9 protein-coding genes and 1 pseudogene are annotated in these 14760 nt (G+C 70.6%); 4 read left to right on the top strand and 6 right to left on the bottom strand.

Annotated elements, in window-relative coordinates; all coding sequences use genetic code 11:
• Positions 1-170, top strand: a pseudogene (locus QSK30_RS37210) (IS30 family transposase); the annotation flags it as partial.
• Positions 171-541: 371 nt separating this feature from the next.
• Here QSK30_RS37210 and QSK30_RS31390 read toward each other — a convergent pair.
• Positions 542-1888, bottom strand: coding sequence for a cytochrome P450 (locus tag QSK30_RS31390; RefSeq protein ID WP_285508456.1), 1347 nt, complete (start codon positions 1886-1888; stop codon positions 542-544).
• Positions 1889-2107: 219 nt separating this feature from the next.
• Here QSK30_RS31390 and QSK30_RS31395 point away from each other — a divergent pair, with 219 nt between their 5' ends.
• From QSK30_RS31395 to QSK30_RS31405, 3 genes are all read left to right on the top strand, one after another.
• Positions 2108-2812, top strand: coding sequence for a winged helix-turn-helix transcriptional regulator (locus QSK30_RS31395; RefSeq protein ID WP_285508457.1), 705 nt, complete (start codon positions 2108-2110; stop codon positions 2810-2812).
• 56 nt (positions 2813-2868) lie between these two features.
• Entirely contained in the window at positions 2869-3708 is an 840-nt protein-coding gene (locus tag QSK30_RS31400) for a crotonobetainyl-CoA--carnitine CoA-transferase (protein ID WP_285508459.1), read from the top strand.
• A gap of 64 nt (positions 3709-3772) precedes the next feature.
• A complete protein-coding gene (locus QSK30_RS31405; RefSeq protein ID WP_285508461.1) occupies positions 3773-4489 on the top strand; it encodes a DUF899 family protein in 717 nt (238 codons plus the stop codon).
• A gap of 392 nt (positions 4490-4881) precedes the next feature.
• Here the strand turns inward: QSK30_RS31405 and QSK30_RS31410 are convergent, their stop codons facing one another.
• Genes QSK30_RS31410 through QSK30_RS31430 form a run of 5 tightly spaced genes read right to left on the bottom strand, consistent with a single transcriptional unit; the run spans position 4882 to position 14544 of the window.
• Positions 4882-5301 (bottom strand): acyl-CoA thioesterase, encoded by a 420-nt coding sequence (locus QSK30_RS31410; protein WP_285508463.1) that lies wholly within the window; start codon positions 5299-5301, stop codon positions 4882-4884.
• Entirely contained in the window at positions 5298-10700 is a 5403-nt protein-coding gene (locus QSK30_RS31415) for a type I polyketide synthase (RefSeq protein WP_285508465.1), read from the bottom strand. Before QSK30_RS31415 ends, QSK30_RS31410 begins: the two co-directional genes overlap by 4 nt.
• Positions 10697-11671 (bottom strand): enediyne biosynthesis protein UnbU, encoded by a 975-nt coding sequence (locus tag QSK30_RS31420; RefSeq protein WP_285508467.1) that lies wholly within the window; start codon positions 11669-11671, stop codon positions 10697-10699. Before QSK30_RS31420 ends, QSK30_RS31415 begins: the two co-directional genes overlap by 4 nt.
• Positions 11668-13584 (bottom strand): FG-GAP repeat domain-containing protein, encoded by a 1917-nt coding sequence (locus tag QSK30_RS31425; RefSeq protein ID WP_285508469.1) that lies wholly within the window; start codon positions 13582-13584, stop codon positions 11668-11670. Before QSK30_RS31425 ends, QSK30_RS31420 begins: the two co-directional genes overlap by 4 nt.
• A 39-nt stretch (positions 13585-13623) precedes the next feature.
• Positions 13624-14544 carry a DUF1702 family protein gene (locus QSK30_RS31430; RefSeq protein ID WP_285508471.1) on the bottom strand — a complete coding sequence of 307 codons (921 nt, stop codon included), beginning with the start codon at positions 14542-14544 and terminating at the stop codon, positions 13624-13626.
• Positions 14545-14760 lie beyond the last annotated feature (216 nt).

The raw sequence follows: 14760 nt of genomic DNA on the forward strand, positions 1-14760 counted from the left end.
ACCGCATCGTCCGCGAGTACCTGCCCACAGGTGTCGAGATCACCAGCGACCCCACCTACCTCGCCGCCATCGCCGCGGAGATCAACGACCGACCCCGTAAGATCCACGACTGGAAGAAGCCCAGCGAAGTATTCACCGAACTCCTCGAAGCAGATGCTTCCACCGCCTGAACTCGCCCCGCTCTTACTCGGGCAGCTCGGACGGTGTGCCGCACACCGACCTACGGTCGACCATGTTGGCGGCTCATCGCATGGGCTGCCCGATTTACAAGCAGGGCTCGATCTAGTGAACTCGCTTCGTGTGGGACCCCTAGAGCACCGCGGTGGAGAGAAAAGGGCGGGTGAAGGGCATCCCCACCCACGGCAAGTTTAGCGGCACTCTCCCCCCACACGAAGCGAGTCCACCAGATCGAGCATCCGTAACGGGACTTGCGTACCAGCGGGGTCGGCCTCACCGCTGCGGTTTGCTGGGGGCAGGGCGGTAGGGACTTGCGTAAGGGGCAGAGTCCATGGGGCTTTGGGCCAGGTTCGGTCTGCTGCCCTCAGTGCTGTCGGTGTCGGGGGATCATCCAGAGTGCGTCCACCGGCATCGTCAACGCCACCTTCGCCCGTGGTTCCTTCCCCGGTACCGGCTCCAACCTCCACTTCGACGCGATCGAGGCCAAGGTCAGCGTCATCTCCGTCAATGCGAACGGTTCCCCGATGCACGTGTGGTTCCCGGTCCCGAACGGAATGTATGAGCCGCGTGGCAGGTCCCTGGCCCGGTCCGGGATCCAGCGGTCCGGGTCGAACTGGTCTGGTGCCGTATGGATCGCCGGATTGTGGTTCAGGGCGTGTGGGCTATACATGACTGCCGCGTTCGCTGGTATTCGCCAGCCGCCGATCACGGTTTCCCGGGTGGCGGTTCGGCTCAGTGCCCAGCCCTGTGTGCGGTAGCGCAGGGTCTCGGCGATTACTCGTTTCGTGTATTCGAGTCGCGGTAGGTCCGCGTGTTTTGCTGTGCGACCGGCCAGCACAGTGTCCGTTTCGGTGAACAGTGCCTGTTCGACAGCCGGGTGCGTGGCAACTTCGTGGCAGGCCCAGGCCAGCGTGTTGGCGATGCTTTCCGCGCCCGCGATGAAGATGGTCATGACTTCGTCGTGGAGTTGGTCGTCGGTCATCGCTTCGCCGCCGGACTCGTCGCGGGCCAGGAGGAGCATGGACAGGAGGTCGCCGTGGTCCTTGCCGTCTGCGCGGTAGGTCGCGATGACGCCGTCGATGACCTCGCGCAGGTGAGCTTCGGCCTGTCGGTAGCGGAGGTTGCTGGGGATGGGGAGCCGGGCCAGCAGGCCGGTCGGATCCATCACTCTTCGGTACAGGCCGTTGAGGACTGTGGCGGTGGCTTCGCGGAATTCGGTGCCGTCGACATCCGTGTCCGCGGAGAACATGGCGTGGGTGAGGTTGTCCAGGGCCAGGTCGCCCATCTCCTGGTGCACCGGGAGATGTTCGTCGGCTTGCCAGGCCCCCAGTCTGCGCTCCAGTTCCTCGGACATCAGTGCCGCGTAGCCGACGATCCTGGCGTGGCTGAAAGCCGGCTGCATCAGCGCGCGCTGTCTGCGGTGCAGATCGCCGTCGGAGATGCCCAGGCCGTTGCCGAACATCGCGCGGAAGCGCTCGGTGATGGGGCCGCCCTTGCCGAAGGTCTCCGGGTCGCGCAGTGCGCCGCGGATGAGGGCCGGGTCGTTGATCACGTAGACAGTCTGCGGGCCCAGTCGGATAGCGGTTACTGGGTCGCCGGATTGCAGTGCCAGCAGGAAACCGCGTGGGTCGCGCTTCATCCGGAGGGCGTGGCCGAGCAGGGGCAGGCCGCCGGGTGCGAGGGCGGGCGCGCGGTTGTCGGTCGTGGTCACGCGGGGTCCCCCGGGATGTCGCCCGCGGGCCCGCCGCGGGGAAGGTCGGCGCGGGTGTTCCGAGGCGCGGGAGGCGCCGAAAACATCGCTACCATAACAGATAGCGGGTCTATGTCGATCACTGAACGCGCGGGTGGATGCACGTGCGTCGCGGACCGTTGACCAGTCGTCCTCCCAATGGTCCAACAGTTACTGCCATCGGGTGTTTCGAGTGTTACTATGGGGATCATATTGTGGGAGTCGACCGACTCCTGGTCGGCGAGGACGGCGATGGCGGGCAAGCGCGACTACGGGCAGTTCTGCGGCCTCGCCGCCGGGCTGAACATCATCGGCGAGCGGTGGACCCTGTTGCTGGTCCGCGAGCTCCTGGTGAGCGCCCTGCGCTTCAACGAGCTGCTGGACAACCTCCCCGGCATTGGTCCGAACCTCCTGGCCGAGCGGCTCAAGACGCTGGCCGAGCACGGTCTGGTGGAGCAGCTGCCGGTCCCCGGCGACGGTCGCGCCAAGCTCTACCGGCTCACCGAGCGCGGTCAGCAGCTGCGCGGGCCAGTGCTCGGCCTGGCCCGCTGGGGCATGCAGTTCCTCTCCGCGGGCGATCGAGACGGTGCCGAGGTCCGGGCCGAGTGGGGGATCATCGCGGTGCAGGCCATGGTGGACGCCGAGAGGCTCCCCGGGGTCGACGAGACCTACGAGTTCCGGGTCGGCGACGAGACCTTCGCGGTCACCGTCAAGGGTGGCGCGGTGCGGTTCGTGCCCGGTCCGGCCGCGGGCTCCGAGGTCGTGGTCACCAGCGACCCGGACACCTTCATCCAGATCGGTGCCGGGATGGTCAGCCCCTTCGACGCCCTGGCGGCGGGTCAGATCAAGGTCGAGGGCCCGGCCGCGGCGATCCGCCGTTGCACCCGGATGCTGGGCCTGAGCTGACCCGGTCCCGCCGCGCGCGCTTGTCCTGAACCGGGTGACTGCAGCGGTGGCGCGGGTTGGGGCGTCAGCACCTGAGCACGATCATCATCGCTATATGTTTTGATGGTAATCTGGTCGTCGAGCGAGTACTCGGGGGCGAGGTGGCGGTGGTCGACCTGCGGGCTGTGGCGGAGCACTACCATCGCGACCGGTTCCCCGAGCTGCCACCCTTGCGCTACACCCGGTCCGTCCCGGAGCTGGACCGAGACTTCTGCCGTGCCGTCGCACGGCACTTCGACCAGGCTCCCGAGTTCGCCCTCGGCGCACATGGGGCCGCCCTCTACCAGGTGCTACAGCAGGAGGACCTCCGCCAGTACCAAGCGATCCAGCACGCGGGCGTCGAGGTCCGGCCCTGGCGCGGAGCGGGCCAGCCGTATCGCGACTCCGCCACCCTGATCGAGCAGGTCACCCGGACCGGCACCCTGTGGCTCTACCTCACCCGATCAGGGCACGGTCCCGGCACCGCGGACGAGCGGCACCCGATGCTGGGTGACGCCGGTGTCGTCGTGGACGGCGAGCCGTTGTGCCACAACGACATCCTGCGCGTCGTGCACGACCTGTTCGGCCACGTCGCGCTGGGCGCCGGGTTCGGGCCGCGCGGGGAGTTCGCGGCCACCCACGGTCACCGCTCGCTCTACCCCCGGGCGGTCTGGCCGGTGCTGTTCACCGAGCAGATCGGCCAGATCTGCTGGTTCTTCTTCGGCGACCACCTGTCCGGACCGGGTGAACCCGGCCGTCTCCCGCCCGCTCGGCGACCGTACCCCAAGCAGAAGGTCTTCCTATACCCACAAAGCTTTCTGGCCTGGTTCGAAAGATCTTTCACTCCGAAAGAAGCAGACGCACGACGCGCGTGGTGACCACCGGTGCCGATACACTCGCCCGGCGCGGTCGCCACCCCGGGCGCCCGGTGAGGAGAACACGGTGAGCGACAGCGGGAACGGCCAGGACGACTCGGTGACGATGTGGCCGACGGGCGCCAGCCCGGCCTACATCGCCGCCCGCACCGAGCTGGACCGCGCCGAGCACGCCCTGCACGCGGAGATCGCCCGGCTGGCCGCGCTGCGCCGCGACCTGCCCGAGGGCGCGCCGCTGGCCGACTACGAGTTCGACGAGGGCCCGCGCGACCTCGGCCTGACCGAGCCGATCGGCAAGGTCCGGCTGCTGGACCTGTTCGGGGACAAGGACACGCTCTTCGTCTACCACATGATGTTCAGCCCGGGCGAGAGCGAGGTCTGCCCGATGTGCTCGCTGTGGGTCGACAGCCTGCACGGCGTGTCCCACCACATCCGGCAGCACGCGTCGTTCGCGGTGATCGCCAAGGCCCCGGTGCTCGAGATCCGCCGCTGGGCCGTGCGCCGCGGCTGGGACGGGCTCCGGTTGCTGTCCAGCCACGACAATACCTTCAACGTCGATGTCGGGTCTGAGACGGCGAGCGGGGACCAACTGCCGATGGTCAGCGCGTTCACCCGGGAGGGGGACCTGGTGCGGCACTTCTACACGCAGCGGGCGAACTTCATGGACAACGCGGAGGGTGGGTTCGACCTGCTGTCGCCGGTGTGGCACGTGCTTGATCTGTTGCCTCGGGGGCGGGGGGATTGGTATGCGGGGAACTCTTATGCTGGGCGTGAGCGTGGGTGAGTGCTGTGGTTCCGGGCTAGCGTGCCGTTTTCGCTGACCGGGTAAGAGCGTGGGCTCGATCTAGTGAACTCGCTTCGTGTGGGGCCCCTAGAGCACCGCGGTGGTGAAAAAAGGGCGGGTGAAGGGCATTCCCCACCACCGGCGAGTTTAGCGGTGCTCTCCCCCCACACGAAGCGAGTCCACTAGATCGAGCATCCGTAGCGGGCCTTGCGTACCAGCGGGGTCGGCCTTCGGCTGCGGTACCAGCGTGGTCGGCTGCTCCGCTGCGGTACTAGCGAGGTTGGGATCCTGTCGCGTTCCAGGGGGGTCTGCGTCTCCGTTGCGGTTGGGTGGGGGTGGGGTGGGCCGCTGTTGCCGCTGCTGCTGGTTGGTACGGAGTTGGGGAGTGCGGGTCAGGCGTACTCCTCTAGTGCGGCTCGTAGGTCCGGGGGTGGGTGAACCGGTTCCATTCGTCCGTCCTGTCTGCGCATGCAGGCCACTGTTTGGGAGCCGCTGGCGATCACGGTGTCGCCTCGGGCGAAGTCGAAGTCCATGGTGATTCGGTTTCCGCCGCGTGTGGTTAGGCGCATGCCTACTTCTATTTCGTCGAGGGCGAAGCACTCGGTGTAGTAGTTCATCGCGCAGGAGACCGTTACCAGGGCCAGTTCGCCCGAGCGCAGTGCGGTCAGTACGTCTGGTGCGTGGTCGGCGAGGAAGTGCTCTCGGCAGTGGCCTTGCCAGTGCAGGTAGTGCGCGAAATAGACGTTGCCGACCAGGTTGGTCTCGTCGAAGGTCACGCGGTGTCGGTGGCGGTAGACCCGCAGCTGCTTCACCGGACCGGTATCCCGACTGCTACCGCTGTCGTGCCGGTGAGGAGGCTGGCGATTCGGATGGTGTCGGGGACGTCCAGGACGACGCAGCCGTCGTCGACTAGTTGGATGGTTGGGTCGGTTGTGGTGTTCGCGGCGTTGAGTACCTCGTGGATGGCGGTGGACCTGGCCGCGGATTCCGGTTGGCTCTCGCCGGTCTTGTCCCGCAGCATCACGCTCAGTCTGTCCTCGGTGCCGGACTCCGCTGCCGATGTCCACACTCGACAGTCGCTCTGCACGTCGAGTCGTAGTCTGCCCGGTCTGTCCGTGCGGATCTCCAGGTGGTCGGCTACTCCGCACTCGATGAGCCTGCGACTCAGCAGGGGGCCGATGAGTGGGGTGGGCAGCGTCGTCCGCCATTCCCGGGTGCCCACGGCGTGCAGCCGGAGACCCGACCAGCGGGCCACTGCCGAGCCGTCGGTGTCGGTGAGGTTGACGTCGAAGATGAAGTCGTCGGTGGTGTGTCGTAGTTCCCGTGCTCGCACGAGTACGGGGCCTGTCGGGCGCCGCCAGATCGTCACCGCGTCCGCGCCGACTGGGAGGACTGTTCGGTGGGGTAGGCACGCGAGCAGCACGTGGATGCTGGCGTCGAGTAGGCCGGGGTCGCCCAAGAGGAGTCGTTGGGCGTGGATGGGCGCGAACCAGTCCAGAGAGGCGGTGTCCACCCAGGCGGCGACCTCGAAGGCGGAGAGGGTCACGTAGTCCCGCAGACGCGTGAAGCGGCCGGTGTGGAAGAACAGCGGGCCGTAGTACGGGTGGATGTCCGTGCGCGCCGTTGGTACTGGGCCTGGGTTGTCGAAAGGGGGCGGGTTCGAGGCTGGCACCACTGTGCAGGTGACGCGTGGGTGGGTGAATCCGTCGCTGTCGTCGGCGAGTGCGGACCGCACGTTGTCGCCATCGAGCAGGGTGGCCACGCGGACCACGCGGGCGGTGTCGCCGGTGACGGGTGAGGTGAGGTCGAGGTCGCGGAACGACCAGGCCGGGCGCGGGCCGGTCAGCGCGTGGGTGGCCTGTGCGATCGCCTCCAAGCCCAGCACCGCTGGCAGGACCGACACGCCGTCCACGCGGTGCTCGGCCAAGTACGGGTCATCGCCCAGGGTCAGCGTCGAGTCCGCGACGACCTCGACCCCCGGTGTCGCCGTCCTGACGTCTTCCAGGAAGCGCAGTAGGGGTACGTCGGTGAGTGCTATGGAGAGTGTGTCAATTCGGGGGAATCGACCGCTGATCAGCACCGTTACCGGCGCACCGGAGGTTCCGAGCAGCGAGAGCAAGGCCTCCGCGCCCGCGTCCGGGGTGATCGGTGTCAGGCCTTGCGCGGCGAGCCCGTCCACGACCCCCATCCGGGCGCCCATCCCGATCTCGGACCACAGCGACCACTCGACGCAGTGTGCGTGGCACTCCGGGTGGTCGGATGCCCACTCGACCATGGTGTGCCGTAGCCACTCGTTGGCCACGCAGTACTCGGACTGGCCGGCCAGTCCGGTTCGGCCGATGATGGACCCGTACGCCACGGCCAACCTGAGTTCGGAACCAGCCTCCTGCAACAGGTTCCGCAGTCCATCGACCTTGGGTGCCAGCGCTCGGTGCAGGCTGGTGGAGTCCACAGTGGACATTGTGCGCGGCTCGTTCACGGCGGCGCCGTGCAGTAGTCCGCGCACTGGGCCGAGGGCGCGTGCGGCAGCGAGGGTGTCGACGGCAGCTTGCCGGTCGGTGATGTCGGCGCGGTGGTAGTGCGCGTCGACCCTGGCCTGCACGGCGGCGAGTCCTTCGGCCACGGTGGGCTCGGTTTGCGGTCGTCTGCCGATGAACAGGAGTGTGCAACCGGTGCGCAGGGCGAGCGCGACGGCGGTGTGCGCGGTGATGCCGGTGACCCCGCCGGTGACCACGCACACCTCGCCCGGTCCGATCGGCGGATCGCCGGGCGTCGCCGGGGGACAGGCTGCGGTCTCCAAGTGCTCGACCGAGCCGTCCGGGCGCATCCGCAACTCCTGGTACCCGGAACCGGTGATCAGCCCTGTGTCGATATTGGTGGTCCCTGCGGGAACCTGAACGACCGTGGTCGCGCAGTCCACGAGTTCGACGTGCGCGCTGCGGGCGATGGCGGCCGCAGCCGGGTGACCATTGTGGACGATCGCCAGCACGGTAGGTCGGCGCTCCGCGACCTCGCGCAGCAGGCCCGCGACATCGCCGGTCCCCGCGTCGTCGGGAACCGCCACCACCAGTCCTGCCCGACCGCCCGGGTGGGCGCGGAATACCCTGCGCAGCCAGTGGTCTTGCGGTGCCCGTACGACCCAGTCCACCTCCACGGCGGGCCTGTTCGGCACCCCAGGAACCCAGTGGTGAGCGAAGGCGCGCACCCAGTCGTCCACGCCTCGCACCAGGGCTCCGGCGTGTTCGTCGACCACGTCCAGCTCCGCCAAGGCTTGGGCGGCCTCCCCGACGGTCGCGTCGGCGAACTCCGGGAACCGCGTCGGCGGCTTGCGGCCGAGGTCGCCCGCCACGCCGGTGATCAGGGTGACCACCCGCAGCGAGCTCAGGTGCAGGTCACGGGACAGCGACGTCGACTCGGTGATCCCGGCCAGGTCCAGCTCGCACTCGGCCGCCAGCCGGGTCCGCAGGGCCAGCACCGGGTCGCTCGCGGTCACCACGACCGGCGCTGGAGCCGACGGGGCGTGCACCGGCACCGGCTCGATCGCGCCGGTTTCGCAGGGGTTGGTCAGGAAGGACATCGGCGTCCCCGGGTCCAAGTGCCGGTGAGACCGACCGGCGAACCACGGCACCGCCGAGGCCGCACCGCAGGCGATGAGCGCGGCGGTGGCAAGGGCGTGGGCGCGGGGCGGGCCGCCGCAGTCGAGTGCCACCACCGGGGTGTCCGGCGCGCAGTCGGCGGCCAGTCCGCTGAGGGTGTGGCCCGGCCCGACCTCGACCAGTACCCCGCAGCGATCCGCCAGCGCGGTCACCGCCTCGCGGAAGCGAACCGGGCTGGTCAGCTGAGCCAACAGCGTCTCGGCGAGGTTGGAGTCCACCGCCTTGCCGGTGACGGTGGACAGCACCGGGCGCTGGGGAGTGGTGAAGGCGAGCGACGCCAGCACAGTCCGAAGTGGAGCGGTCACGGGCCGCATCGCCGGGCTGTGGAACCCGTGCGAGACGGGCAGGAGGGTACCTGCGATGCCCTTGGCGGATGCCCGGGCGAGGACCTCCTCGACCTGCGAGGTCGGACCGGCGATCGCGGTCCGTCGCGGTCCGTTGTCGCAGGCGACGACCACCGAGGTGCCCTGGACGAGATCGGCGAGCACGCCCACCGGCGCGTCCAGACTGGCCATGGTCGTGCCGGCGGCGCCGTGCTCGGCCATCAGCCTGCCGCGTGCGGTGGCCAGGGCCATCGCGTCGACCGGGGTCAGGGCGCCGGACCAGGTCAGCGCGGTGATCTCGCCCAGGCTGTGCCCGACCGCGCCGACGGCGACGCAGCCCACCCTGTCCAGCCACGCCAGTCCGGCGAGGGACTGCCGCACGATGGCGGGCTGTGCGGCGGCGGTGTCCACGGTGTCCGCGTGCGGACGGGCCTCGTCGGGGAATGGCGGTATCGGGAGGTCCTCGGCCCAGGCGGGGAGATCCGGGCGCACTGGAGCGGCCTGGCCGGGGAAGATCAGGCCGACGGCCGGGGGAGACCCGGTGGCCAGCACGAACCCGGCCTTCGACGCCACGGTCAGGGCGCCGTCCCAATCGGCGAGTCGGGCCGCGGCGGCGGTCGCGGCCGCGCACAACTCGGTCGGGCTGGCGGCGACCAAGGCGCAGCGCACCTCGGCGGCTGAAGCCTTGGCGTGAGTGGTCGCGGCCACGTCGTGCACCTCGGCGGTGCTCAGCGCGCCGAACCAGTCGGCCAACTCGGTCAGCAGGCGTGCCAGCGCGGGCGCGCTGTCCGCGCCTAGCAGCACGATGTCGTGTCGCGCGCGGGTGACCTGGGGGAGCGGTCCGCCGGGCCCGGCGCCGGGACCAGAGCCGACGACGAGGTGGGAGTTGATGCCGCCGAACCCGAGGGCCGAGACCGAGGCCAGCCTGGTCGACCGGCCCCACGGCTCCGGCGCCGGGAGTGTCCGAAGTGGAGTGAGCGGATCCCGCAGCAGCGGGTGCGGGTCGGCGCAGCCGGTGGTCGGCGGGAGCACGCCCGAGCGCACCGCGGAGATCGCCTTGAGCAGCCCGGCTATCCCGGCCGCGGCCTTGGTGTGACCGATGTTCGCCTTGATCGACCCCAGCGCGGCCCGGGGCGCGCCCGCGCCGCGCAGCCCGCTCAGCGCCTCCAGTTCGGCTTGGTCGCCGACGGCGGTACCGGTGCCGTGCCCCTCGACGAGGTCGACCGCGGCCGGGTCGACCCCGGCCATCCGGTAGGCGTGGTCCATCGCCCGCCGCTGGCCGGACGCCGAGGGACGGGTGAGCCCACCCGCGCCGTCGGCGGAGATGCCCCAGCCGCGCAGCTCGGCGAGCACCCGCAGACCTCGTCGCTCCGCCTCGTCCACGGTGGTCAGCAGGATCACCCCGCAGCCCTCACCGGGCAGGAAGCCCGTCGGGTCGGCGTCGTAGACCCGCATCTGGTCCACCCCGAGCACACCAACCCGGGCGAACCCGACCAGCTCGAGCGGGTCGATGCTCAGGTCCACCCCGCCGACCAGCGCGAACCGCAGCTCGCCGGAGGCGACCGCGCGGGCCCCGTGCACCACCGCCAGCAAGCTCGACGAGCACGCGCCGTCCACTGTGTACCCACCACCGCGCAGGTCGAAGTGGTTGGCGATCCGGCCCGCGATGGTGTTGGCCAGCGCCCCCGCCAGCGTCTCCTCGGTCGGCGCCGGGAACGCGCCCTTCACCTCGCGCTCCAGCTCGGCGAGCACCGTGGCCGAGAGCTCGGCGGTGACCTCGCCGCGGCGTAGCGCGGTGGCCGCCGCCCGGGCGATGAACGGCCACCGCACCCGCAGCTGCGTCGCCCGGCTGAACTCGCCCGCCAGGGAGTTGCCCAGGATCACCCCGACCTCGTCGCGCGGCAGCGTGTCGCCGTCGGGGGTGCCCGCGTCGGCCAACGCCTCGGCGGCGGTCTGCAGGGCCAGCCAGTGCGTGTGGTCCACGGCCCGGTGCACGCCCACCGGCACCCGGAACCGGGACCGGTCGAAGTCCCAGTCGCGCAGCACCCCGGCGTGGGTGACGTAGGTGCGGTCCGGGTCGTCGCGCTCGCCGAGGTAGGCCGGGGACAACCGACCGGGCGGGACGCGCCGGAACGACTGCCTGCCGGTGAGCACCGCCTGCCAGAGCTCGTCCGGGTCGTGCGCGTCGGGGTAGTGGCAGGCCGTGCCGACGACGGCGACGCGCGAGCTCACGCGACCCCGGCCGCGCGCGCGTCCCGGGCGCGGGCGGTGAGCAGCACGGCGGCGCGCAGCAGGCAGGTGATCACCAGGGCGAAGAACAGGCCGAAGACCACGCCCTGCCACACCAGGACCCCGTAGACCGCCGCCGCGGTGAGCCCGAAGACGACCTGGCCGCGCCGGGCGGTCGGGGTCGAGCCGGGGTCGGTGATCATGTAGTTGGTGAACAGGATGAACGCCACCCCGGTCATCGGCACCAGCGCGCCGACGAACGCGTGGTCGAGCAGCAGCCAGCGCACCCCGGCCTGGAGCACGAAACCGCCCACCCACGCGGTGATCAGCGGGATCTTCTTGGTCAGCCCCGCGTTGAGCATGGTGCCCGCCATCAGGATGCCGAGCGGGATCAGCCAGGAGAGCGTGCCGTGCAGCCAGTTCGTGAAGTGGTAGGGCGGCGCTATACCCACCCAGTCGAAGAGCACCAGGGTCACCACGATCCCGGTGTTGGACGGGTTCAGCACGTGCCGCAGCCTGCCGTTCACCCGCAACCGCACCACGTACTTGCTGGCGTTGCTCACCACCACGGCGAACAGGTACGGCCACAGCGACGAGTTGCCCCACAGCAGCATCCCGCAGGCCAGCCCGCTGATGTGGGCGGGCAGCAGGAACACCGCCACCGCCCGCGCGCCGCCCGCGAACTCCGGTCGCCGCTGGTGCGACCACGCGTCCAGGGCCTCCAGCCCGAGCGCGGTGGCGTAGCTGACCAGCAGGCAGGCGATGGGGGTGATTGGCGCCTGCTCGAAGCCGAACAGCGTGTGCCCCAGGATGTTGAACGCGGTGATCGACATCGCGAACCGCTGCAGGGCGAGCACGCGCGGGTCGCGCTTGCGCTCCGGCGGTGTCGCGACCTGCTCCTGGACGGGTGGCGGCGCGACCGCGGCGACCGGGTGCGGCTCGGCGATCTCCGGCTTGGTGATCTCGGTGGTCATCGCGCCTGCACCTCTCCGTTCGGCAGCAGCATGATCCGGTGGTGGCCGGGGGTCAGGGTCAGGGGCGCGCGGTGCTGCCCCGCGGCGTCGCGCCACGAGACCTCGGCGGTGACCGAACCACGGCGCGGCAGCGCGAGGTGCAGCTCGGCGGCCGACACCCCGGCGTGCCCGTTGGCCGGGTAGAGCTGGTACTTCTGTGCCGCGACGCCCTCGGCGGGCGGCAGCACCACCTGCGCGCCGATGGCCGCGCGCTCGCCACCGGTCGCGCCGGGCGAGACCAGCTCCAGGTCGGCCGCGGGCGGGGCGCCGGTCGCGGTGTTGAGCAGCAGCGCGGAGTCGGCCCACTGGTTGGCCACCAGCAGGTCCAGCCGGCCGTCCCCGTCGACGTCGCCGAGGGCGAAGCCGCGCGAGGGCATCGGCTGCGCCATCCCCAGTCGCCCGGCCAGGTCGGTGTACGCGCCGTCCGGGGTGGACACCCAGAACCGGTTGGCGTCGGTGCGGCCGGACAGGTCGTCGCCGGGCCGGAAGTTCGGCCAGGAACCCGGGTAGCGCAACACCTCGGCGTTGCCCATCGCCAGTTCCTGCAGCACCGGCCACCGGTCGGCCCCGGTGTCGCCGCGCACGAAACCGGTCGCCTGGGTGAGCTCGTCGGTGCCGCTGTTGTCGAAGTCGCCCGCCTTGATGTCCCAGGACCACCCGCTGCGCGCGATCCCGCGCCGCTGGCTGTGCTCGGTGTACGGCGCGACCCCGGCCCGCAGGTCCGCGGTGGACCCGGTGGGGACGAACAGCAGGTTGCTCTCGTGCAGGCCGTAGTCCTCGGTGATGTTGCTGACCGCGATCTCCGGCAGCCCCTCACCGGTCGGGTAGGTGAAGGTGACCCCCATGCCCTTGAACGAGTCCAGGCCGAGCACCTCGGACTTCGGGGTCAGCAGGTCCCGCTCGCCGACCGCCTCGGTGAACGCCACCCGGCCCGGTGTCGAGCGGTTGACCAGCAGCTTGTCCGGCCCGAAGTCGTTGGCCAGGTACATCGACGGCAGCCCGTCGCCGAGCAGGTCCTGGAAGCCGATGGCCAGTGTCCACCCGCGCAGCGCCTCGGCGGGCAGCTCCGCGCTGACGTCGGTGATCCGCGGCTTGTCGCCCGGGGTGCCGGTGGGGGTGGTCAGCAGCACCCGGCTGGGCCCGGCGTTGCCCGCGTCGCCCATGCCGTCCTGCATCCGCATCCGGGTGTCCGCGTCGGCGGCCGGGTCGAGGACCTTGGCGCCGTCGGGGAAGTAGTTGCCCACGACGATGTCGAGGTGTCCGGAGCCGTCGAGGTCGGCGACGTTGAGCGCGGTGGTGTTCCACACCTGCACGGGTTCCATCAGCTCGACCGCGCGGAAGGCGCCCCGCGCAGGCGTGGTGCCGCGCGTGGCCTGGTTGAGGAAGAGCACGGGGGAGCGGCCCCAGTAGTAGACGAGGACGTCGGTGGTGCCGTCCTCGTTGATGTCGGCGGGCACGCAACCCATCGGCGCCATGGTCGCGTCGTAGGGCAGCCCGTCCGGCCGCAGCTCGAACCGCGGGTAGGGGGCACCGCCCGCTTGGGGGACCGGCGCGATGGTGACGGAGTCGTCTCGTGGGTCGACCAGGCACACATCGGCGGGTCTGCCGAGTCCACGCAGGTCGGTCAGCGCGACCGCGGCACCCACCGCGGAGATCCAGCTGCGGATCCCGGCGAGTCCCGGTTGCACCGGCCGCACGTCGCGGGCGCCCACCGGGGCGGTGTTCAGGGGCACTTGGCGGAACGAGAACCGCTCGGCCAGCCGTTGTTGCTGCGCCTCACTCGGCGCGGGCAGCGCGGTGACCAGACCCGCCGCCACGCACAGCGCGACCGCGACGACGGCCGTGACAGACCGCCGGATGATTGCAGAGCTCACCGTGACCTCTTCTCGGGGACCTCTTGGGAGGTAGGGGTTTCAGCCGGTGACGGACGCGGTCACTCGCAGCCGCACGCGGTCTTTCCACTCCAGGTACGCCTCGACGTCCGCGCGTCCGCCCAGCTCCCGCGCCACCTCGTCGGCCCACCCGGTCGCGGTCGCGGGCACCGTCTCGGCGAGGCGCTCGCACGCCAGCGCGGTGTGCGCGGGGACGGTGCCCGACCGCACCCGTGCGGTCGCGGCGAACACGGTGCCCTGGGCCAGGTGCGGCGCGTACCGGCCCGCCACCCCGCGCAGGGTGTCCAGTTCGGTCGCGTCGACGCCGCCCGCGTACCCGGCGGCGAGACCGACACCGCTCCACAGCGCGGGTCTCGCGGTCGCCGGGGCGTGCTGGATGATCTCGTTGATCTGGACCGGGTCCGCGGCCGTCAGGAACCACATCGCCCGACCCGAGCCACCCAGCCGCGCCAGCCGCCGGGGGTCGGTGCCCGCGCGCTCGGCTCGGCGGGCCAGCGCCCGGCCACCACCGAAGAAGACGTCGGCGAACCCCGCGCCGTCCAACGCCAGCCAGCGCAACAGGGGCGTGTCCGGCAGCCGGACCGGGAGCGGGAGCCGCAACGGGGACAGTGCCCAGCCCATTCCCACGTGGATCAGGTGGGTGTACCGCTCTCCGGTGCCGCCGAGCAGCGCGGTGACCGCACCCGCCCGTCCGCCGGTGAGCACGTCGCGCTGCCCGGCGTACATGGCGGCGCCCTCGTGGGCGAACCCCTGTTCCTCCTGGGGTAGCTCCGCCAAGCCCTCGTGCACCCGCGCCCACCGGGCGGCGGCCACGTTGTACCCCTGGAGGAACGAGCGGGCGTGCCGTTCGAGGTGTGCGCGGGGTCCGGGTCGGTCGAGGCGGAACCCGCGGCGGTCGAAGTCCGCCATGCCCATCGGCAGCTGGGGACGCAGTGTGGTCATGGCGTTCTCGTCTCGGTGTTCTCGACTCGACGGAAGGGGGAGAACAAACTTAAGTAAAAGATAGTCAACCGATGCGATTTTGCCGCGATGTGCTGGGTCGATGTCAAGGGTGTCCCCCGTTTGCAGCATGTTTACCGCACCTCGGGCCGCCTTCCCGGCCGGGTGTCCTGACTATGTCACTACTGACTTCGGTGGTAAGCTCCGCGCTGGCAGAAC

The sequence above is a fragment of the Actinokineospora sp. NBRC 105648 genome, assembly GCF_030269645.1.
GTDB lineage: Bacteria > Actinomycetota > Actinomycetes > Mycobacteriales > Pseudonocardiaceae > Actinokineospora.

Coding starts and splice junctions, on each gene's coding strand:
- QSK30_RS31430 (WP_285508471.1), bottom strand. CDS start 14,544: ATGACCACACTGCGTCCCCAGCTGCCGATGGGCATGGCGGACTTCGAC.
- QSK30_RS31420 (WP_285508467.1), bottom strand. CDS start 11,671: ATGACCACCGAGATCACCAAGCCGGAGATCGCCGAGCCGCACCCGGTC.
- QSK30_RS31395 (WP_285508457.1), top strand. CDS start 2,108: ATGGGGATCATATTGTGGGAGTCGACCGACTCCTGGTCGGCGAGGACG.